The sequence below is a fragment of the Burkholderia sp. Ac-20349 genome (genome assembly GCF_017104865.1).
GTDB lineage: Bacteria > Pseudomonadota > Gammaproteobacteria > Burkholderiales > Burkholderiaceae > Burkholderia > Burkholderia aenigmatica.
Map to the genome: position 1 here is coordinate 1 of NZ_JAAGPM010000107.1, position 21,476 is coordinate 21,476.

General features: G+C 66.8%; 16 protein-coding genes. 4 read left to right on the forward strand and 12 right to left on the reverse strand.

Annotated features, from left to right (window positions below; all coding sequences use genetic code 11):
• A partial coding sequence (locus tag G3N61_RS27920) for an autotransporter outer membrane beta-barrel domain-containing protein (RefSeq protein ID WP_205824089.1) occupies positions 1-5,143 on the forward strand: 5,143 nt, incomplete at its 5' end.
• A gap of 92 nt (positions 5,144-5,235) precedes the next feature.
• Here G3N61_RS27920 and G3N61_RS27925 read toward each other — a convergent pair.
• From G3N61_RS27925 to G3N61_RS27950, 6 genes are all read right to left on the reverse strand, one after another.
• Positions 5,236-5,961: an amino acid ABC transporter ATP-binding protein gene (locus tag G3N61_RS27925; protein WP_011350949.1), complete on the reverse strand. Its 726-nt coding sequence runs from the start codon at positions 5,959-5,961 to the stop codon at positions 5,236-5,238.
• Positions 5,958-6,635 (reverse strand): glutamate/aspartate ABC transporter permease GltK, encoded by a 678-nt coding sequence (gltK, locus tag G3N61_RS27930; protein WP_043191232.1) that lies wholly within the window; start codon positions 6,633-6,635, stop codon positions 5,958-5,960. Before gltK ends, G3N61_RS27925 begins: the two co-directional genes overlap by 4 nt.
• Positions 6,635-7,375 carry an amino acid ABC transporter permease gene (locus G3N61_RS27935; protein ID WP_043191234.1) on the reverse strand — a complete coding sequence of 247 codons (741 nt, stop codon included), beginning with the start codon at positions 7,373-7,375 and terminating at the stop codon, positions 6,635-6,637. The genes gltK and G3N61_RS27935 overlap by 1 nt, the downstream gene beginning before the upstream one ends.
• An 84-nt stretch (positions 7,376-7,459) precedes the next feature.
• On the reverse strand, positions 7,460-8,353 hold the full coding sequence (locus tag G3N61_RS27940) for a glutamate/aspartate ABC transporter substrate-binding protein (protein ID WP_043191236.1): 894 nt from the start codon (positions 8,351-8,353) through the stop codon (positions 7,460-7,462).
• Between the two features lie 250 nt (positions 8,354-8,603).
• On the reverse strand, positions 8,604-9,890 hold the full coding sequence (locus tag G3N61_RS27945; RefSeq protein WP_205824090.1) for a Glu/Leu/Phe/Val dehydrogenase: 1,287 nt from the start codon (positions 9,888-9,890) through the stop codon (positions 8,604-8,606).
• A 264-nt stretch (positions 9,891-10,154) separates the two neighbouring features.
• Entirely contained in the window at positions 10,155-11,108 is a 954-nt protein-coding gene (locus G3N61_RS27950) for a LysR substrate-binding domain-containing protein (RefSeq protein WP_039361477.1), read from the reverse strand.
• 231 nt (positions 11,109-11,339) lie between these two features.
• On the opposite strand from G3N61_RS27950, the gene purB reads away from it, so the two are divergent.
• Positions 11,340-12,728 carry an adenylosuccinate lyase gene (gene purB, locus G3N61_RS27955; protein ID WP_043191242.1) on the forward strand — a complete coding sequence of 463 codons (1,389 nt, stop codon included), beginning with the start codon at positions 11,340-11,342 and terminating at the stop codon, positions 12,726-12,728.
• A 70-nt stretch (positions 12,729-12,798) separates the two neighbouring features.
• On the opposite strand, the gene G3N61_RS27960 is transcribed toward purB, so the two are convergent.
• Positions 12,799-14,220, reverse strand: a complete 1,422-nt coding sequence (locus tag G3N61_RS27960; RefSeq protein ID WP_205824091.1) for an FAD-dependent oxidoreductase — start codon at positions 14,218-14,220, stop codon at positions 12,799-12,801.
• 277 nt (positions 14,221-14,497) lie between these two features.
• Here G3N61_RS27960 and G3N61_RS27965 point away from each other — a divergent pair, with 277 nt between their 5' ends.
• Complete coding sequence (locus G3N61_RS27965) at positions 14,498-15,145, forward strand: TetR/AcrR family transcriptional regulator C-terminal domain-containing protein (protein WP_089449900.1); 648 nt, start codon at positions 14,498-14,500, stop codon at positions 15,143-15,145.
• A gap of 80 nt (positions 15,146-15,225) precedes the next feature.
• Here G3N61_RS27965 and G3N61_RS27970 read toward each other — a convergent pair whose 3' ends face one another.
• From G3N61_RS27970 to edd, 4 genes are all read right to left on the reverse strand, one after another.
• Positions 15,226-15,729 (reverse strand): gluconokinase, encoded by a 504-nt coding sequence (locus G3N61_RS27970; RefSeq protein ID WP_089449899.1) that lies wholly within the window; start codon positions 15,727-15,729, stop codon positions 15,226-15,228.
• Positions 15,730-15,742: 13 nt separating this feature from the next.
• Complete coding sequence (locus G3N61_RS27975; RefSeq protein ID WP_043191253.1) at positions 15,743-17,104, reverse strand: GntP family permease; 1,362 nt, start codon at positions 17,102-17,104, stop codon at positions 15,743-15,745.
• Between the two features lie 220 nt (positions 17,105-17,324).
• Positions 17,325-17,951, reverse strand: a complete 627-nt coding sequence (eda, locus tag G3N61_RS27980) for a bifunctional 4-hydroxy-2-oxoglutarate aldolase/2-dehydro-3-deoxy-phosphogluconate aldolase (RefSeq protein WP_043191255.1) — start codon at positions 17,949-17,951, stop codon at positions 17,325-17,327.
• 19 nt (positions 17,952-17,970) lie between these two features.
• Positions 17,971-19,827 (reverse strand): phosphogluconate dehydratase, encoded by a 1,857-nt coding sequence (gene edd, locus G3N61_RS27985; protein WP_205824092.1) that lies wholly within the window; start codon positions 19,825-19,827, stop codon positions 17,971-17,973.
• Positions 19,828-20,108: 281 nt separating this feature from the next.
• Here edd and G3N61_RS27990 point away from each other — a divergent pair, with 281 nt between their 5' ends.
• On the forward strand, positions 20,109-20,957 hold the full coding sequence (locus G3N61_RS27990; RefSeq protein ID WP_011350936.1) for a MurR/RpiR family transcriptional regulator: 849 nt from the start codon (positions 20,109-20,111) through the stop codon (positions 20,955-20,957).
• Positions 20,958-21,053: 96 nt separating this feature from the next.
• Here G3N61_RS27990 and G3N61_RS27995 read toward each other — a convergent pair whose 3' ends face one another.
• The gene (locus G3N61_RS27995) at positions 21,054-21,476 is read right to left on the reverse strand and encodes a CopD family protein (RefSeq protein WP_089449897.1); all 423 of its coding nucleotides are present in this window, start codon (positions 21,474-21,476) and stop codon (positions 21,054-21,056) included.

Here is a 21,476-nt window from a genome sequence, read left to right on the forward strand (position 1 = left end):
CGCGGCACCGCGCCGGACATCGCTTCGCGTCGCGGCAGTCGGCGCCGCGCTGGCCGCGCTGTCGGCCGGCTCCGCGTACGCGTCGACGTGCGGCAGTGGCGCAGCCGTCGCGAACAACGGCACCTGCGCGCTCGGCAGCTTCAGCCCGACCGTCAACGACAACCTCGTCGGCGCCACGACCGTGTCGGGCGGCGACCGGGTCAGCCTGACGGGCGCGTGGACCGGTGCAACCGGCGACATGGGCTACACGCAGATGCCGCTCGGCAGCACGTCCGTCATTTCGGGCAACCCGAATCAGCCGTTGCTGACGCTCGGCGGCAAGACGCAAAGCGTCGGCACCCCCGACTCGATCACGGGCGGCCGCACGTCAGTCGCCACCTACGATTCGTCCGCTTTCACCCCGTCGAATGCAGGCTCGACCATCGTGCCGGTCTACCACGACGTGAACGGCAACCAGTACGTGAACACGCGGATCGGCACGGTCGCGAACTCGGGCGGCACGCTCGACGTATCGATCGGCAACCCGGCAAACGCACCCGCGGCGGCAGGCAATGCGATCACGATCGCGGCCAAGCAGACCGACCTCACCTACGCGGACGGCACCGGCTCGGCACCGAGCGTCATCAACTGGAATTCGCGCAACCAGATCTGGTTCATCACCGGCGACTATCTCGCGAGCGGCGGCCCCGTCGGCAGCATCCAGCTCGACGTGCCAGCCTACGCGGGCACCTTCACCGCGTTCGACGGCAGCACGTGGACCGTCACCGACGCCGCGTCGCTTGCCGCGTACAACGACTTCCTCGTGCGCTCGGTCCGGAACGGCGCGCTCGGCTCGCAGGCCGCCTACGACAACGCGTTCGGCCAGGCCGTAACGCTCTCCCCGCAGACCTTCGAGTACGCGAACAACGTGTCGCCCGGCGACAAGAACGCGTTGCCCAGAAACTATCCGACCGCGATGCACGGCACCGGCGCGAACGCGACGCTGCACATCGGCAAAGACGGTCAGATCGACTTCCGCGGCGCCAACACGATCGACGCGAGCGCTGCCGTCGTCGCGGAGAACGGCGCGCACTTCGTCAACGACGGGCGCCTGTCGGGCGACTTCACGCTGGTGCGCCTACTGAGCGGCGCGAGCGGCGTCAACAACGGCTCGATTTCCTCCGGCTATACGGCCGGCGACAACGTCAGCACGAGCGGCGCCGTTCCGCCCGACAACTTCGGCCTCAACACGTACGTCGAAGGCAGCGGCGTGTACGCGAACGGCGCAGGCACCACGTTCGTCAACAACGGCGTGATGAACGTCGGCGCCTGGGATCTCATCCGCAACCGGCTCGACCTGCAAAACTATGCGGTGGCCGCGACCGACGGCGCGACCGCATCGAACGCCGGCACGATCAACGTCGGCGTCAACGCGACGACGCTCGACAGCCAGGTGATCGGCGGCCTCGTTGCCGGCGGCAGCTTCACGAACGAAGCCGGCGGCACGATCTACCTCGGCCGGGCGGCCCAGTACGACGCCAGCGCGCCGGAAGCCGCGAACGACGTCGCGCTGTCCGCGCACGCGTACGGCATCCTGCTCGGCGCATCGGGTACCGCGAGCAACCTCGGCACGATCGTGATCGGTTCGCAGACACAGAACGGCGCCGCGCTGGCGAGCATCGGCTCGTCGTCCGGCACGCTGAGCAACGCGGGCGCGATCGTCGTCAACGGCGCGGCGTCCGGCACGCCGCTCGCCAACGTCGGCATGCTCGCGGCCAACACGGCCGCGACCGTGACCAATACCGGCACCATCACGCTGAATGGCGTCAACGGCATCGGCATCATGGTCGTCGGGACCGGCGCGACCGCGACGGCTGCGACCTCGACCGGCACGATCAACGTGGCCGGCGGCCTCGATCCCGCCTCGGGCACGCGCAACTACGGCGTGTGGGCCGAAGGGCCGCGCGCGAAGGCCACGCTCGACGGCGCGCTCAACCTGACGGGCACCGGCGCGATCGGCGTGCACGCGCGTTCGGGCGCGACGATCGACGTCGGCGCCAATGCGGTGCCCGCCTTCATGTCGGGCACGAACCAGATCGGCTTCTACGCCTATGGCGCGGGCTCGCAGATCAACGTCGCCGCGCAGCACCTCCGCGTCGACACCGACGATTCGACGCTGTTCCGGGTCGCGGGCGGTGCGGCCTACACGGGCGCGTCGACGGCCGGCGCGCTGACGACCGACGTCAACGGCCAGCGCGCACGCGGCGTGCTCGCGACCGACGCCGGCACCGTGCTGTCGACCGGCAACGCGATCTACAACGTCAACGGCACGAACGGCATCGCGATTGCAGTCGAAGGCGGCGCGCAAGGCACGATCGACGCGGGCGCGACGATCAACCTGAACGCGGCCGGCGCGATCGCCGGCGTCGTCGACGGCCAGGCGCACGACCTCGCCGGCGCCAATGCCGGCGCACCGGTCGCGACGACGCTCACCAACAGCGCCGCCGTCACGTCATCGACTGCCGGCGTGACGGGCTTCGTCGCGCAACGCCTCGGCACGCTCGAGAACCGCAACACGGTACTGCTGACGGGCGCCGGCTCGACGGGCGTCGTGATCGGCACGCTCGGCACGGTGAACAACGCGTCGACGATCCGCGTCTCCGACGGCACCGGCGCGCTCGTCCAGGGTGCGTCGGCGACGCTCGCCAACGCGGGTTCGATCGAAGCCGACGACGGCATCGCGGGCGTGCACCTGACGGGCGCCGGCGCATCGGTCGCGCTGTCGGGCGCCGGCACCGTGATCGCGAACGGCAGCGCCGACGGCGTGCTGATCGACTCGACCGTGACGGGCGGCGGGCTCGCGGCCGGCGCGACGTCGATCGCGGTCGGCGGCTCGGGCAAGGGGATCGACAACCAGGGGACGAACGCGACGGTCGCGTTGTCCGGCACGCAGATCGGCACGACCGGCGGCGGCGCAGACGGCCTGTCGTCGACCGGCGCCGGCGCGCGCATCGCGACCGATGCGGCGACCGTCGTCCGGACCACCGGCGACAACGCGCGCGGCTTCTTCGTGTCGGGCGCCGATTCGACGCTGACGGCCAACGGTACGACCGTCGCGACGACCGGCGCGGGTTCGGCCGCGATCGTGACGAGCGGCGGCGCGACCGCGCTGCTGTCGGGCGCGAAGATCAGCGCAGCCGGCACGGCGGCCGACGGCCTCGTCGCGCAGAACGGCGGCCGTATCGGCGATACCGGCTCGTCGATCGCCAGCGCCGCCGGCAACGGCGCAACCGCCGACAGCGGCGGCGTGCTCGCGTTGACCGGCACGACACTCAAGGGCGCGACGGCCGGCGTGCTGACGTCGGATACGCTCGCCAACGGCGCGACGAGCTCGGTGCTCGTCGACGGCGGCGGCGTCACGTCCGCCACCGGGCCGGCCTTCGCCGTGCGCGGCGGCACGGCCGACATCGCCGTGCGCAACGGCACGGTCGTGACGGCCGGCAACGGCACGCTGCTCGACCTGTCGAACGGCAGCCACGCCAGCTTCACCGCGTCGGCCGTGAACCTGACCGGCAACGTCGTCTCCGACGCATCGAGCATCGGCAACGTGTTCCTCGCGAACGGCACGACGCTGACCGGCACGATCGATCCGGTCGCCTTGACCGTCGACGGCAGCAGCACCTGGCGCATGACGGGCAGCTCCGTGCTGAGCAGCCTGAACAACGCGGGCCTGGTCGCGTTCGCCGCACCGACCGGTTCGCCGACGCTCGCGGGCAGCTACAAGACGCTGACGACCGGCAGCTACGTCGGCAACGGCGGCACGATCGCGCTCAACACCTTCCTCGGCGCCGACGCCTCGCCGACCGATCGGGTGATCGTGAACGGCGGCGCCGCGAGCGGCACGACGGGCCTGAAGATCGCCAACACGGCCGGCACCGGCGCGCAGACGATGGGCGACGGGATTCCGGTGGTCGTCACGGCCAACGGCGGCACGACCACCGCATCGGCGTTCCAGCTCGCGGGCCCCGTACAGGCGGGCGCGTACGAATACCGGCTGTATCGCGGCGGGCAAGGCGACGCGAACGGCTGGTACCTGCGGTCGCAGCTCGATCCGTCGGACCCCGGCGACCCGATCCACCCGTCCGGTGGCGGCGACGGTAACGGCAACGGGAATGGCAACGGCGGCACGCTCGCGTATCGCCCCGGTGTCGCCGGCTACGCGCTCACGCCGCTGTTGAACGCCGACTACGGCTTCTCGACCCTCGGCAAGCTGCACGAGCGCGTCGGCGACATCTACAACCTCGGCAAGCAGCAGCCCGGCAATCGCGACGGCGTGTGGGGGCGCATCGGCGGCCAGAGCCTCGACGCGAACGCAGGCCGCTTCGCGGCCGACGCGCGCACGTTCTTCGCGCAGTTCGGCAAGGACTGGACGCTCGACCAGGCGCCGAACGGCGGCGGCAGCACGCACGCGGGTGTGACGGCCAGCATCGGCGTGTCGAACGCGAGCTTCAGCGACATGGCGCGCGCCGACACGGCCAACCTGTCGACGTCGACGGGCTCGGTCGAGATGCACGCGCAGAGCGTCGGCGGCTACTGGACGAAGTACCTGTCCGACGGCACGTACTTCGACAGCGTCGGGCAGGTCACGCACTACGGCAACCGCTATCGCGACAGCTACGGCAACGAGGCGTCGCAGAACGGCTTCGGTGTCGCACTGTCGCAGGAAGTCGGCAAGCCGTTCGCGATCGGCGCGCTGCCGGTCGCGGTCGAACCGCAGGCGCAGCTGATGGTTCAGTACCTGAAGCTGAACGGGTTCAACGACAACGTCTCGGCGGTTTCGGGCACGACGACGAACGCGCTGCGCGGCCGCGTCGGCGTGCGCATCTTCCGGCCGAACCTCCAGTCGGATTCGGGCGGCGGTGCCGCGACGCCGTACTTCACGGCCGACGTACTGCACGACTTCCTGTCGCCGGGCCAGACCGTCGTCGGCGGCACCCCGTTCGCGACGCATCTCGGCCGCACGTGGTACGAGCTCGGCGTCGGCGTGACCGCAGGCTTCGGCAAGTCGGGCGAGCTGTATGCGAACGCGAAGATCGCACGCAACATCGGCGGCGACTACCGGCGCGGCATCGTCGGGCAGATCGGCTACCGATACAGCTGGTAACGCCCGCTGGCGGCGGACGAAAAAAAACCGCCCGGCGCGAGGCCGGGCGGTTTTCGCAGCGATGCACACGCAGCGCCGACGCGCGCGAACGCTCAGTGCAGGATCTTCGCGAGGAAGTCCTTCGCGCGTTCCGATTTCGGATTCGAGAAGAAATCGTCCTTGCGGTCGTCCTCGACGATCGCACCCTTGTCCATGAAGATCACGCGATGGGCCACCTTCTTCGCGAAGCCCATCTCGTGCGTGACGACCATCATCGTCATCCCTTCCTGCGCGAGTTCGACCATCACGTCGAGCACTTCGTTGATCATCTCGGGGTCGAGTGCGGACGTCGGCTCGTCGAACAGCATCGCGATCGGATCCATCGACAGCGCGCGCGCGATCGCGACCCGCTGCTGCTGGCCGCCCGACAGCTGGCCCGGGAACTTGTGCGCATGCGCCTTCAGCCCGACGCGATCGAGCAGCTTCATGCCCTTCTCGTTCGCCTCGTCCTTGCCGCGGCCGAGCACCTTGACCTGCGCGAGCGTCAGGTTCTCGGTGATCGACAGGTGCGGGAACAGCTCGAAATGCTGGAACACCATCCCGACCTTCGAGCGCAGCTTCGACAGGTTCGTCTTCTTGTCGCCGACCGACTGGCCGTTCACGAGGATCTCGCCCTGCTGGAACGGCTCGAGGCCGTTCACGGTCTTGATCAGCGTGGATTTACCCGAACCGGACGGGCCGCACACGACGACCACTTCGCCTTTCTTGACCTCGGTCGTGCAGTCGGTGAGGACCTGAAACTGGCCATACCACTTCGAAACGTTCTTGATGGAAATCATCTTGTGACCTTTTTCTGGAGACCCTTGACGAGAGCAGACGCCAACGAGCAAATCACGAAATAGCATGCGCCGGCGAACAGGACCATCTCGACGGTCGTGCCGTCGCGATCGCCGATGTTGGCCGCCGTGCGGAAGAAGTCCGCGAGGCTGATCACGTACACGAGCGACGTATCCTGGAACAGGACGATCGCCTGCGTGAGCAGCAGCGGCACCATCGCGCGGAACGCCTGCGGCAGGATCACGAGGCGCATCGCCTGCGCGTAGTTCATGCCGAGCGCGAACGCGGCGTTCGCCTGGCCGCGCGGCACCGCCTGGATGCCGGCGCGGATGATCTCGGAATAATACGCGGCTTCGAACAGCGAGAACGCGACCATCGCCGATGCGAGACGGATGTCGATCGTCGGCGACAACCCGAGCACGCCCTGCAGCAGCTGCGGCACGATCAGGAAGAACCACAGCAGCACCATCACGAGCGGGATCGAGCGGAACACCGTCACGTAGCCCTGCGCGAACCACGCGAGCGGCTTGACGCCCGACAGCCGCATCAGCGCCAGCAGCGTGCCCCAGACGATCCCGACCACGATCGCGATCAGCGTGATCTGCAACGTGACGATCGCCCCCGTCCACAGCGTCGGCAGCGCGCCGGGAATACTACTCCAGTCGAACTGATGCATCACTTGCCTCCGATATAGCCGGGCAGCCGCGTGCGGCCTTCGATCCAGCGCATGAACGCCATCACGACGAGGTTGATGATCACGTACGCGAGCGTGACCGCGATGAACGATTCATACGTCTGCGCGGTGTAGTCGACGAGCTGGCGCGCCTGCGCGGACAGGTCGAGCAGGCCGATGGTCGACGCGACGGCGGAGTTCTTGAAGATGTTCAGGAATTCCGACGTGAGCGGCGGCACGATGATCCGGTACGCAACGGGCAGCAGCACGTAGCGGTACGTCTGCCATTGCGTGAAGCCCATCGCGAGGCCGGCGGCGCGCTGGCCCTTCGGCAGCGCGTTGATCCCGGAGCGCACCTGTTCGCACACGCGCGCGCCCGTGAACAGGCCGAGACAGATGATCGACGCGGTAAAGAACTGCGTGGTGGGCGGCAACTGCTTGATCCAGGTGCCGATCGACGCGGGCAGCAGCTCGGGTATCACGAGATACCAGACGAAGAACTGCACGATCAGCGGAATGTTCCGGAAGATCGACACGTACAGGGTGCCGATCGCGGACAGCCACTTGTTCGGCACGGTACGCAGCACGCCGAACAGCGAACCGACGATCAGCGCGATGACCCAGGCGACGAGCGACACTTCGATCGTCACCCAGAAGCCGGACATCAGCCATCCGAAATAAGTCGTCGGCTCGCCGGTCGACACGGGGCTCAGGAAGATGCCCCAGTTCCAGTGGTAAGACATGGGCAAGACTCCAGCAAAAAGAGACGGAAGAAGCGGGGCCTCTTCCGTCTCATTAGCGTCATTTCTGCATCAACGGCCGTGCGGTCAGTCGAGCGCCTTGTCGTTCGGGTTCGCGTACAGCTTCTTCATCGAATCGGACAGCGGGAAGTTCAGGTTCAGCCCCTTCGGCGGGATCGGGTTCTCGAACCACTTCGCGTAGATCTTCGCGGCTTCGCCCGACTTCTCGACTTGCGAGATCGCGTCGTCGACGACCTTCTTGAAGTCCGCATCGCCCTTGCGCATCATGCAGCCGTACGCTTCTTCCGATTGCGGCGTACCGACGATCACCCAGTCGCCCGGCTTCTTCGCCTTCGCGCGCTCGCCCGCGAGCAGCGCGTCATCCATCATGAACGCGACCGCGCGGCCCGATTCCAGCGTATTGAACGAATCGCCGTGATCCTTCGCGCTGATGATGTTCATGCCCATCTGCTTTTCGTTGTTCATCTTGCGCAGCAGGCGCTCGGACGTCGTGCCGGCGGTGGTCACGACCGTCTTGCCCTTCAGGTCGGCGAAATCCTTGATGCCCGAATCGTTCTTCGTCATCAGGCGCGTGCCGATCACGAAGATCGTGTCGGAGAACGCGGCCTGCTGCTGGCGTTCGGCGTTGTTGGTCGTCGAGCCGCACTCGATGTCGACCGTGCCGTTCTGCACCAGCGGAATGCGGTTCTGCGACGTGACCGGGATGTTCTTCACCTGCAGGTTCGGCAGGTTCAGCTTCTTCTTCACCGCGTCGACCACCTTCATCTGGAATTCGCGCGAATAGCCGACCACCTGCTGCTTTTCGTCATAGTAGGAGAACGGGATCGACGATTCGCGGTGCCCCAGCGCGATCACGCCCGTGTCCTTGATCTTCTTCAGCGTGCCCGTCTCCTGAGCATGCGCGCCACTTGCGAACGCGCAAAGCGCCGCGAACATCAGGACTGCCTTTTGGTATTTCATTTTGGTCATCTCCTTGGCTAAAACCCGCGCCAGTGTATCAAAGTAATATTTTTGAAAGTACTGGTTGTTTACCGCACTACGAATCGTGCTGCGCGAAGCCTTCCTCCCGGCTTCGGCCCTCTTCCGGCGCCTGAATGCGCGCGCGGGCGGTACCGGATTCGGCACCGCCCGCGAGGGTTCATGCACGCAACCGGATGGATTGCGTCATGGATTGATCGTAGTCAACCGATCTGAAATCGGCAACCGCCGATCAGGGATACAGGCCACGCATTTCGCGTGCCATCAGGATGCGCTTGCACGCAACGATGAACGCCGCCGTACGCACCGACACCTTGTGCTCTTCCGCGACTGCCCACACGCCGGAGAACGCTTCGCGCATCACGCGCTCGAGACGGTGGTTGATCTCGTCTTCCGTCCAGAAGAAGCTCGAGAAATCCTGCACCCATTCGAAGTACGACACGGTCACGCCGCCTGCGTTCGCGATCACGTCCGGGATCACGAGCACGCCGTTCGCGGTCAGGATGTCGTCCGCCGCCGTCGTCGTCGGGCCGTTCGCGCCTTCGACGATGATCTTCGTGCGGATCTTCGCTGCATTCTTCTCGGTGATCTGGTTTTCCAGTGCCGCCGGGATCAGGATGTCGGTTTCGACCGTCCAGAACTCGTCGTTCGGCATCGGCTCCGAACCTTCGAAGCCCGCGACGCCGCCCGTGCGGGCAACGTGGTCGAGCAGCTTGTTCGAATCGAGGCCGGCCGGCTGGTAGATCGTGCCCGTGTGATCCTGCACCGCGATCACCTTCGCACCCGCTTCCTGGAACAGCTTCGCCGCGATGCCGCCGACGTTGCCGAAGCCCTGCACTGCAATGCGTGCGCCTTCGATTTCCAGGCCCTTCTTCTTCGCCGCTTCGCAGCCGACGACGAACACGCCGCGGCCCGTTGCTTCCTTGCGGCCGAGCGAACCGCCGAGTGCGATCGGCTTGCCGGTCACGACGCCGGTCGACGTCTGGCCCTGGTTCATCGAGTACGTGTCCATCATCCACGCCATCACCTGTTCGTTGGTGTTGACGTCCGGCGCCGGAATGTCGGTGTTCGGGCCGATGATGATGCCGATTTCGCTGGTGTAGCGGCGCGTCACGCGCTCGAGCTCACCACGCGACAGCTTGCGCGGGTCGACGCGGATACCGCCCTTCGCGCCGCCGTACGGCACGTTCACGGCCGCGTTCTTGACCGACATCCATGCGGACAGTGCCATCACTTCCGACAGCGTCACGTCCTGGTGGTAACGCACACCGCCCTTGCCCGGGCCGCGCGACACGTTGTGCTGCACGCGATAGCCTTCGAAGTGCGCGACGGTACCGTTGTCGAGTTCGATCGGCACATCGACGACCAGGATGCGCTTCGGGCGCTTCAGCGTTTCGAGCCAGCGCGACAGCGAGCCGAGGTACGGCGCGACGCGATCGACTTGCTGAAGATAGTTGCCCCACGGGCCGAGATCGTCGGCGTGCAGGTAGGACGGGATGGACTGCAATTGCGAAGACATGGATGCTCCAACGGTCAACAGGTGCGCACATTGTCGAAAAACCCGTTTTTTTTATCCAATGCCGTTTGCTTATTCGATTATGCGTTTCTTGCATGATCGCGATTTTTCGCAAATCTGCGGTCGATTTGCGCAAGAACGCACGCGATCGCTCGTGCATCGCGTGCGTGAAAAATCGTGTTTCCTGGATGCGTGATGGCCGCCGGACAGCCGTCCGACAGGCACCGCAAGCTCGACGACAGCCGGCCGACGGTTAACCGCCCACGGTTAACCCGCGGTTTCGCGCAGTTCGTCGCGCACGACGTCCCACAGCGCACGCACGAGCTTCTGCCGCGGATCGTCGCCCTGCAGCGCGAGCTTGTCGCAGTACAGGCGGATCTCCATCGTCAGCGTGAACGGGTACGCGCCGCCACGCACCGACCGGTCGAGCCGGATCAGACGGCCGCCGGCGACCGCATCCTCGACCGCGCTGTGCGGCAGGAACGCGATGCCGTGGCCCGCGAGCGCCATCGCCTTCAGCCCTTCGGCCATGTCGGTTTCATAGACGCGATCGAGGAACAGCGGCGTCGATGCATTCGCGACGATCACCTCCGTCATCCGGCCGAGATACGCGTTCGGCGTATATGACAGGTACGGCACGCGCGCGTCGGCCGTGCCGGGCAGCGTATAGCGCGGCCGCCCCGCGCGGCCCGGCGCCGAGAACGGGCTGATCGGCTCGCTGCCGAGGATCAGCATGTCGTAGCGCGCCGGGTCGAGCGCGACCGGATGGCTCGGGTGGTGGTAGCCCATCACGAGATCGCAGCCGCCCTCGACGAGCGACAGCACCGCGTCGTGCACGTTCAGCGCGCGCAGCCGCGTGTGGACTTGGCCCATCTTCGCCTCGATCCGCTGCAGCCAGCGCGGGAAATACGTGAGCGACAGCGTGTGCGGCACCGCGAACTCGATCGTCGGCACCGGCGCGCCGACGTGGCCGCGCAGCAGCGTGCGCGCCTCGTGCGCCTGCGACAGCATCGTCAGCGCCTGTTCGTAGAAGATCTGCCCGGCCTGCGTGAGCCGCGTCGGATAGACCGAACGATCGATCAGTTCGGTCGCGAGCCATGCCTCGAGCGCCTGGATGCGCCGCGAAAACGCCGGCTGCGACACGTGCCGCAGTTCGGCGGACCGGCTAAAGCTGCGCGTCTCCGCGAGCGAGACGAAGTCTTCGAGCCATTTCAGTTCCATGCAGGCGGGCGCGGCGGGCGGCGGTCGGGAAGAAGCCTGCATTCTACCGGCGGGCGGCCCCGGCCGGCGGTGCGGCGAGCGGCCCGGCGCCCCGCCGCCAACGGGCGCCGGCACTGTGTCCGCATGCGGCGGCGCCCGTCGGCCACGCTCAGCCGGGATCGTCCCGCGCCGATGGTAAAATGCCGGATTCTCCTTCCCCTCGCTCGACCCGGCCCCAAGGCCCGCCCGATCATGTCCGACACTCGTCCCGATACGCTTTTCGCCCTCACCGCGCTTTCGCCCATCGACGGCCGCTACGCCAGCAAGACCGAAGCGCTGCGCGACTGGCTCTCCGAAGCCGCCTTCATGCGCCACCGCGTCACCGTCGAGGTGCACTGGCTGATCGCGCTGTCGCGCGCCGGCTTCGCGGAAGTCCCGCGCTTCTCCGATGCATCCGAACAGTTCCTGCTGCAGCTCGCCGAGCGCTTCACCGCGCACGACGCGGCCCGCATCAAGGACATCGAGCGCGTGACGAACCACGACGTGAAGGCCGTTGAATACTGGCTGAAGGAATCGGTGAAGGGCCAGGAAGAACTCGAAAAGGCCAGCGAATTCATCCACTTCGCGTGCACGTCGGAAGACATCAACAACACGTCGCACGGGATGATGCTCGCCGGCGCGCGCGAGCACGTGATCCTGCCGGCGCTGCGCACGGTCTACCAGCGCCTCGTCGCACTCGCGCACGCGCACGCCGAGCAGCCGATGCTGTCGCGCACGCACGGCCAGCCGGCCAGCCCGACGACGCTCGGCAAGGAACTCGCGAACGTCGCGGCCCGCCTCGCCCGCGCGATCACGCGCATCGAGAAGGTCGAGATCCTCGGCAAGATGAACGGCGCGGTCGGCAACTTCAACGCCCATCTGTCCGCCTATCCGGAATTCGACTGGGAAGCGTTCTCGCGCGACGTGATCGAGAACCGCCTGAAGCTCACGTTCAACCCGTACACGATCCAGATCGAACCGCACGACTACATGGCCGAGCTGTTCGACGCGGTCGCGCGCGCGAACACGATCCTGCTCGACCTCGACCGCGACGTGTGGGGCTACATCTCGGTCGGCTACTTCAAGCAGAAGACGAAGGCCGGTGAAATCGGCTCGTCGACGATGCCGCACAAGGTCAACCCGATCGACTTCGAGAACTCGGAAGGCAACCTCGGCCTCGCGAACGCGACGCTGCGCCACCTCGCCGACAAGCTGCCGGTGTCGCGCTGGCAGCGCGACCTGACCGACTCGACGGTGCTGCGCAACATGGGCGTCGCGCTCGGCTACTCGCTGCTCGCATACGATTCGCTGATCCGCGGCCTCGACAAGCTCGAAGTGAACCCGCAGCGCCTGAACGAAGACCTCGACAACTGCTGGGAAGTGCTGGCCGAGCCGGTGCAGACGGTGATGCGCCGCTACGGCATCGAGAACCCGTACGAGCAGCTGAAGGAACTGACGCGCGGCAAGGGCATCACGCGCGAAGCGCTGCAGGAATTCGTCGGCACGCTCGCGATCCCGCAGGACGCGAAGGATCTTCTGCTCGCGATGACGCCTGCGTCGTACATCGGCAAGGCCGTCGAACTGGCGAAGCGGATCGCTTAAGCGCTACCGTCTCCGCAGATAAAAAAGCCCGATGCGAGCAATCGCATCGGGCTTTTTGCTGTTCGGCCGATCAGAACGAGATCATCTTGCCCGGATTGAGCGCGCTCATCACGCTCATCGCCGCCTTCGCGGCCGGGATCGCGATCGGCGACAGCTGGCGGCCGAGCGGAATCGCGCGATGGTCGATGCCGGTCAGCATCGAGAAGTCATCGTTGCGGCCGACGAAATCGTCGCAGATCGCCTTGCCGATCCGCACCGTCTGCGCGACGCCGTGGCCGCTCCAGCCCTGCACCATGTACATCGGCACGCGGCCGTCGGTCTTGCGGCTGTCGGTCGCGCCGTTCAGCGTGAAGTCACTGACGCCGCTCCAGCAGTAGTCGAGCGCAAACTGGCCGTCGTGCTGCGGGAACACCGTGTTCAGCCGCGTCAGCAGATACGCGTTCACGTCCGGCTGCGCCCAGCAGGTGCCGGTGCCCTGCCCGCCGAACAACAGGCGGTTGCCGCGTACCGGCCGGTAGTAGTCGATCTGGAACTGCGTGTCGTACACGGGCATGCCGGCCGGCATCAAGGTCGCGACGTCGACGTCGAGCGGCGCCGTCACGCTCACGTAGGTAAAGAACGGCACGGTCGTCGCGGCGCCGTCGTCGAGCAGCCGGAACGTCGTGTTGTGCAGCGCGAGCACGACGCCCTTGCGTGCGGTGATCGTGCCGCCCGGCGTCGTCGCGACGACACCCTCCGGCGTCTCGTCGAGTTCGAGCACCTCGGTGCCCTCGAACAGCGCGCCGCCGTTCAGCCGGAAGCCGTGCACGAGGCCGCGCACCAGCGCGAGCGGATGGATCTGTCCGCCGATCGCGTCGATCGCCGCGCCGTGGTAGAGCCCCGAGCGCACGTATTCGTCATGCAGCTGGTGGCGGCCGACCAGCGTCACGCCCGCGTCGCCGAGATGGCGGCGCGCATCCGCGCCGTCGAGCAGCGCGCTCATGTGGCCCGGGTGGACCGCGGCCGTCACGTGGCCGCGCTTGCGGTCGAGCTCGAGCGCGTAGCGTGCGCCGATCGCATCGATCAGGTCCATCGATTCGGTCGATGCGAAGCGCCACAGCCGCTTTGCGTCGTCGTGCGACAGGTGATCGATCATGTCGGTGGCTTCCCAGCGCGCGAGGCCGGGCGTGAGCTGCCCGCCGTTGCGGCCCGATGCGGCCGAGCCGACGTGGTGCTTGTCGACGAGGATGGTGTCGACGCCCGCCTCCGCGAGATGCAGCGCAGCCGATGCGCCGAGCAGGCCCGCGCCGATCACGAGCACGTCGCACACCACGTCGTGCGCGAGCGGCGCGCTGTTCGCGTGGCGCGACAGCGACGCCTCGTACCAGTTCGCCGGGCGCTCGCCGTCGTAGCGGGCCGGGTCGCACCAGTTCCAGTTGTCTTTTTCGATGTTCAGTTGCGTTTGTTCGAAACGCGATTCGCCCTGGATCAGGGGTTGATGGTTGAAAGTCATGATTGCACTTGCATGGTCTTGGGCCGCCTGTCGAAGAGCCTTCTGGCTTCGCGGGTGGGGCAGCCGGTTCCACATGGGTGTCAACGAGATAAAGGGGCGCGATGGCCCGTGTTGACGGCGGACACGCTCGTGCCGCCTGGATCCCGGACTGTGCGAAAGCACGTATTGAAAGGTGCCGGGACACCCAATTTCTACACCGCAGAAATAATTCTACAGTGTAGAATGAGCTTTCGTCAAGTTTACAGCCGGCGCCACGCCGGCCCGTCAGCCCGCATCGATGAAAGACAAACCCGCCCAGGGCCCGCGCGGCCTCGACAAGGACGCGATCGTCGCGGCCGCGCTCGCACTGCTCGAAGACGTCGGCGAAGCCGCATTCAGCGTGCGCAAGCTCGCGCAGTCGGTCGGCTGCGATCCGATGAGCGTGCTGTATCACTTCAAGTCGAAGGAAGGCCTGAGCCGTGCGATCGCGAACGCGCTGTCGCGCTCGCTCGTGCCGGTCGACGCCGCCCTGCCGTGGCGCGAACGGCTGCGCGACCTCGCGCGCCAGTACCGCGCGCTCGCGCTGCGCTACCCGGCCGCGTTCGCGCTGCTGCAGCGGCACATGAGTACCGGGCCGGCCGATCTCGCGCACATCGAGGCCGTGCATCGCGCGCTGGCCGACGCCGGCATCCCGCGCGCGGCGCTGCCGTCGGTGTGCGTCGGCTGGTATGCGAGCGTGATCGGGCTGGCCGCCGCCGAAGCCGGCGGCCTCACGCGCGCCGCGAACGACGTCGAGCTCGCGGAGATGGAAGCGCTGTCCGACGCCGCGCATCCGCTCGTCAAGGCGGCCGCCCCGCTCTATGCGCAGCTCGATCCGGCAGCCGTGCACGACACGATGCTGGACGTGCTGCTCGACGGCATCGCGAAGCAGGCGCCCGCGACCTGACCCGCCTGCGGCCCGTGGGCCGCCCACGAAAAAGGCGCCCCGAAGGGCGCCTTTTTCATGACGATTGCCACGAACCGCGCTCAGTGCTGCTGCGCGATGCCGATCTTCAGCATGACCTGATCGACGATCTGTTCGGGCGTCAGCTCGATGCTGACCTCGATCGCTTCGTCCGGGCCCGGCTCCTCGAGCGTGTCGAGCTGGCTCTTCAGCAGCGACGGATCGAAGAAGTGGCCGGTGCGGCTCTTCAGGCGCTCGTGCAACACCTCGAACGAACCCTTCAGATACACGAACCGCACGTCGGTGTCGGTGCCGCGCAGCACGTCGCGGTACGACCGCTTCAGCGACGAACACGTGAACACGGCCGTCTCACCGGCACGCTGCTTTTCCTCGATGGCCTCGCGGATCGTGCGCAGCCACGGCCAGCGATCGTCGTCGGTCAGCGGAATGCCGTGGTGCATCTTTTCCTTGTTCGCCGCGCTGTGAAACGCGTCGCCATCGGTATAGCTGCACGACAGGCGTTCCGCCAGCATTTCGCCGATTCGCGACTTGCCCGCGCCCGACACGCCCATTGCGATCAGAATCATTGACTACCCCTTGTTACAGAACCATGCTCAGCAGCAGTGTAAAGCCGAGGCCGAGCACCGAGATGATCGTTTCGAGCAACGACCAGGTCTTGAACGTCTGACCGACCGTCATCCCGAAGTATTCCTTGATCAGCCAGAAACCGCCGTCGTTCACGTGCGAGAAGATCAGCGAGCCCGAGCCCGTGGCCAGCACCAGCAATTCCGGGCTGACCGTCGTGCCGGCCGCCGCCGCGATCGGCGCGACGATGCCGCAGGCGGTCGTCATCGCAACCGTCGCCGAACCCGTCGCGAGACGCATCAGCGCCGCAACGAACCAGCCGAGCAGCAGCGGCGACAGGTGCGCGTGCTTCGCGGTCTCGACGATCTGCTGCGAGATCCCGCTGTCGCGCAGGACGCCGCCGAAGCCACCGCCCGCGCCGACGATCAGCGTGATGCCGGCGATCGGTGCCAGGCACTCGCCGCAGAACTTCTGGATCTGGTCGCGGTTGAAGCCCTGCAGCTTGCCGAACGTGAAGAAGCTCACGAGCACGGCGATCAGCAGCGCGACGTCCGAGTTGCCGGCAAAGCGCAGCAGGTTGTTCGGCAGCGACTTCGGCGTGAACAGCAGGTCGGCCCAGCTGCCGACGAGCATCAGCACGACGGGCAGCAGGATCGTGAACAGCGTGATGCCGAAGCTCGGCAGTTCGCGCTTGCGGCCGTCCGTGTGCGTATCGACGAACTGCGCGGCGAGCGGATTGTTCTCCGGCAGCTTCACGAACTTCGAGATCGTCAGCGCGAACAGCGGGCCCGCGATGATCGCGGTCGGCACGCCGACGATCAGGCCGAACGCGATCGTCTTGCCGATGTCGGCGCCGTATTGCTGGACGGCGAGCAGCGCGGCCGGGTGCGGCGGGATCAGGCCGTGCACGACGGACAGGCCGGCCACCATCGGCAGGCCGACGACGAGCAGCGACTTGCCGGTGCGCTTCGCGACGTTGAACGCGATCGGGATCAGCAGCACGAAGCCGACTTCGAAGAACACCGGCAGGCCGACGATGATCGCGACGAACATCATCGCCCAGTGGATGTTCTTTTCACCGAACCAGTCGATCAGCGTGGTCGCGATCCGTTCGGCGCCGCCCGATTCGGCCATCATCTTGCCGAGCATCGTGCCGAGGCCGACGACGATCGCAATGTGGCCGAGCGTGCCACCGGTGCCCGCCTCGAACGACTTGACGATCTTGTCCATCGGCATGCCGACGACGAGACCGAGGCCGAGCGACACGATGATCAGCACCAGGAACGGGTAGATCTTGAAGCGCGCGATCATCAGGATCAGCGCGGCGATCGCGATCAGCGTGAATACGAGCAGCATGCTGCCTTGGACAGCCCCCATGTGGCACTCCTCCTAGAATTGTTCGAACCGGGCGAGTTGTTGCGAGTATGCCCGGCTATGCAGGTCTCCGAAACACGGGGGGTACCCACCCCGTCAGGACGCTGAATTTTACTGATCTTTGCGGCTCGCGGATAGAACCGGTTCCATCAGCAAAAACCCTCGGTAAAACAAGCACTAAGCGCTCGTCATCCGAGGGTTAAACCGTCATTTCGTACAATTCTTAACGGGGGAGCTGGCTCGCGGCTTGCGCGAGGCGCGTGACTTCGGCCCAGTCCTGCGCGGCGAGCGCGGCTTTCGGCGTGAGCCACGAACCGCCGACGCACACGACGTTCGGCAGTTTCAGGAAATTCGGCGCGGTGTCGACCGTGATGCCGCCGGTCGGGCAGAACTTCAGCGCCGGGAACGGGCCGTGGAACGCCTGCAGCATCGGCACGCCGCCGGCTTGCTGCGCGGGGAAGAACTTCACGATCTCGTAGCCGAATTCGAGCGCCTGGATGATGTCGCTCGGCGTCATCACGCCCGGCAGCAGCGGCAGGCCCGCGTCGAGCGACGCGAGGTGCAGTTCCTTGGTCAGCCCCGGCGACACGCCGAACTTCGCACCCGCGCGCTTCGCCTGCGCGCAATGCTCGGGCTTCGTGATCGTGCCGACACCGACGACGATGTCGTCCGCGAGCTGGCTCGCGCGCTGGATCGCCTCCAGGCCGGCCGGCGTGCGCAGCGTGATCTCGAGCACCTTCACGCCGCCCGCGTGCAACGCGCGCGACACGTGTTCGCCCTGCTCGACCGAGTCGAATGCGAGCACCGGGATGACCGGGCCCAGCTTTACGATTTCAGCAATCGTCTTCATTGAATTGGCTCCTTGAAATTCATGCGGCGACGTGGGCGGCCGTTTCGCCGACCAGCGTACCGAAAACCGATGCGCCCTGCTCTGCCGGCGCGGCGGCCGCGCGGAACACGCCGAACAGTTCACGCCCGAATCCGACCTCGTTCTCGGCCTGGTGCAGCGGCTGCGCAACCGGGCGCGCCTGCCACTCGGCGGCATCGATCTCGATGTCGAGCACGCCGGCTTCCGCGTCGATCACGAGCGTGTCGCCCGTCTTCACCTTGCCCAGCGGGCCAGCGAGCAGCGCTTCCGGCGACACGTGGATCACGGCCGGCACCTTGCCCGACGCGCCCGACATGCGGCCGTCGGTGACCAGCGCGACGTGGAAGCCCTGATCCTGCAGCACGCCGAGCAGCGGCGTCAAACGGTGCAGCTCGGGCATCCCGTTCGCACGCGCGCCCTGGAAGCGCACCACCGCGACGAAATCGCGCTTCAGCTCGCCGCGATCGAACGCTTCCTGCACGGCTTCCTGCGAATCGAACACGATCGCGGGCGCGGTCACCTTGCGGTGCTCGGGCGCGACCGCCGAAATCTTGATCACGCCGCGGCCGAGCCGGCCCTGCATCAGGCGCAGGCCACCGTCCGGCTGGAACGGCTCGCGGATGCCGCGCAGCACCTTCGTGTCGTGGCTCTCGGCCGCGCCGTCGACCCACGTGAGCTTGCCGTCGATCAGCTTCGGCTCCTTCGTGTAGTGCGACAGCCCCTTGCCGGCGACGGTCGTCACGTCCTCGTGCAGCAGCCCGCCTTCGAGCAGGTTGCGCACCAGGAACGCGATGCCGCCGGCCGCGTGGAAGTGGTTCACGTCGGCCTTGCCGTTCGGGTAGATCTTCGCGAGCAGCGGCACAACGGCCGACAGTTCGTCGAAATCGTTCCAGTCGATCAGGATGCCGGCCGCGCGTGCGATCGCGACGAGGTGAAGCGTGTGGTTGGTCGAGCCGCCGGTCGCGAGCAGCGCGACGATCCCGTTGACGATCGCCTTCTCGTCGATCACATGGCCGATCGGCGTGTACTGGCCGCGCTCGACGGTCAGGTCGAGCACGCGGCGCGCGGCCTCGGCCGTGAGCGCGGTGCGCAGCGGCGTGTGCGGGTGGACGAATGCCGAGCCCGGCAGGTGCAGCCCCATCAGCTCCATCAGCATCTGGTTGCTGTTCGCGGTGCCGTAGAACGTGCAGGTGCCGTGGCCGTGATAGGCGGCCGATTCGGCTTCGAGCAGCGCGTCGCGGCCGACCTGGCCGGTTGCGAACTGCTGGCGGATCTTCGCCTTGTCGTCGTTCGACAGGCCGCTCGTCATCGGGCCGGCCGGCACGAAGATCGTCGGCAGGTGGCCGAACTGCAGCGCGCCGATCAGCAGGCCCGGCACGATCTTGTCGCAGATGCCGAGGCACAGCGCCGCGTCGAACATGTTGTGCGTGAGCGCGATGGCCGTGCCCATCGCGATCGCCTCGCGCGAGAACAGCGACAGCTCCATCCCCGGATTGCCCTGCGTGACGCCGTCGCACATCGCCGGCACGCCGCCCGCGAACTGCGCGACACCGCCGTTCTCGCGCGCGGCCGCCTTGATGATGTCGGGGAAATCCTTGTACGGCGCGTGCGCGGACAGCATCTCGTTGTACGAGGACACGATGCCGATGTTCGGCTCGCGGATCGCCTTGATCGCGAACTTGTCGTTACCCTCGAGGCCCGCGAAGCCGTGCGCGAGGTTCGCGCACGACAGCGCGCCACGCGCCGGGAACTTGCCCTGCGCGCCGTCGATGCGCTGCAGATAGGCGGAACGGGTCGATTGGCTGCGGGCGATCACGCGTTCGGTGACCTTCGCCAGGGTGGGGTGCAGCGACGTCATGCTGGGCGCTCCTGTATGCCGGCCGACACCGGCGTTGGAATCGTGGGGACGGTCGAACACGTCGACAGAACGAAGTCAGTCTAGTAGAAAAACTACATGCACGCAATGCAGATTCGTCGCCCCGCAACCCTTATTCCCGCTACCAGCAAGGCGATACCTAGTGAAAACCCTAACCCGTCTCAGCAAAAGCACCCGATTGGAGCTAGCATTTTCTTGTAGATTTTCTACAATTCGATTGCGATACACTCGCTCATCCGAACCCGATTTCTGCCTGCCGTCCCATGCTGCCCCGCATTGAAGCGATCCGCGCCGAGTTGCGCCCGTCCGAGCGCAAGCTCGCCGACTACATCCTCGCCGCGCCGCGCGAGGTGCTCGACCTCGCGATGACCGAGCTGTCGACGCGCGCGGGCGTCAGCCAGCCGACGATCGCGCGCTTCTGCCAGGCGCTCGGCTGCAGCGGCTTTCGCGAATTCAAGATCCGGCTCGCGCAAAGCGTCGCGCCGGGCGTGTCGTCGGTCTATCGCGACGTCGAGCCCGACGAACCGGCGCCCGGCATCATCGGCAAGGTGTTCGACCGAACGATCGGCGCACTGATCGAAGTGCGCAACAGCCTGTCCGCGGGCAGCGTCGCCGATGCGATCGCGCTGCTGTCGAACGCATCGCGGATCGAGTTCTACGGCGCGGGCGGCTCGGGCATCGCCGCGCAGGACATCCAGCACAAGTTCTTCCGGCTCGGCGTGCCGAGCGTCGCGTATTCGGATCCGCACACGTTCTCGATGTCGTCGGCGCTGCTCGGGCCGCACGACGTCGTCGTCGCGATCTCGAACACCGGCCGCACGCGCGACATCGTCGACGCCGCGCGCTCCGCGCTCGCGTGCGGCGCGAAAGTCGTCGCGATCACGCAGAGCCATTCGCCGCTCGCGAAGCTCGCGACGGTGAGTCTCGCGTCGAACGTGGCGGAGGAAACGGACGTGTTCTCGCCGATGACGTCGCGGATGTCGCATCTCGCGATCGGCGACATCCTCGCGGTCGGCGTCGCGCTGTCGCGCGGCCCCGCGCTGATGGAACGGGTCGGCCGTGCGAAGGAGGCGATCACGCGCCGCCGGATCGACGACGGCGCGAAGGATTGAGCGCGCGCCACGCCTACCGCGCGTAAACGACCAACGGCGCCCCGCAGGGCGCCGTTGCGCATCGGGCGGCGCCGGCAACCTCGCCGGCCATGCCGCTCAGAACGGCTTGATCACGACCAGCGCGACCGCCGCGAGCATGCCGAGCACCGGCAGCTCGTTGAACACGCGATACCACTTGTCGGTGCGGCGGTTCTCGCCGCGCTCGAACACCTTCAGCAGATGCCCGCAATACGCGTGATAGACGATCAGCAGCAGCACGACCGTCACTTTCGCGTGGATCCAGCCCTGCCCCTGCCCGATGCCGATCGACAGCCAGAGCCACAACCCGCAGGCCAGCGCCGGCACCGCGATCATCGTCATGAAGCGGAACAGCTTGCGTGCCATCAGCAGCAGGCGCCGCACCGCGGCCGGATCGGTTTCCATGGCCAGGTTCACGTAGATGCGCGGCAGGTAGAACAGCCCCGCAAACCACGCGGCGATCAGAACGATATGGAACGTCTTGACCCAGAGCATTGCCAT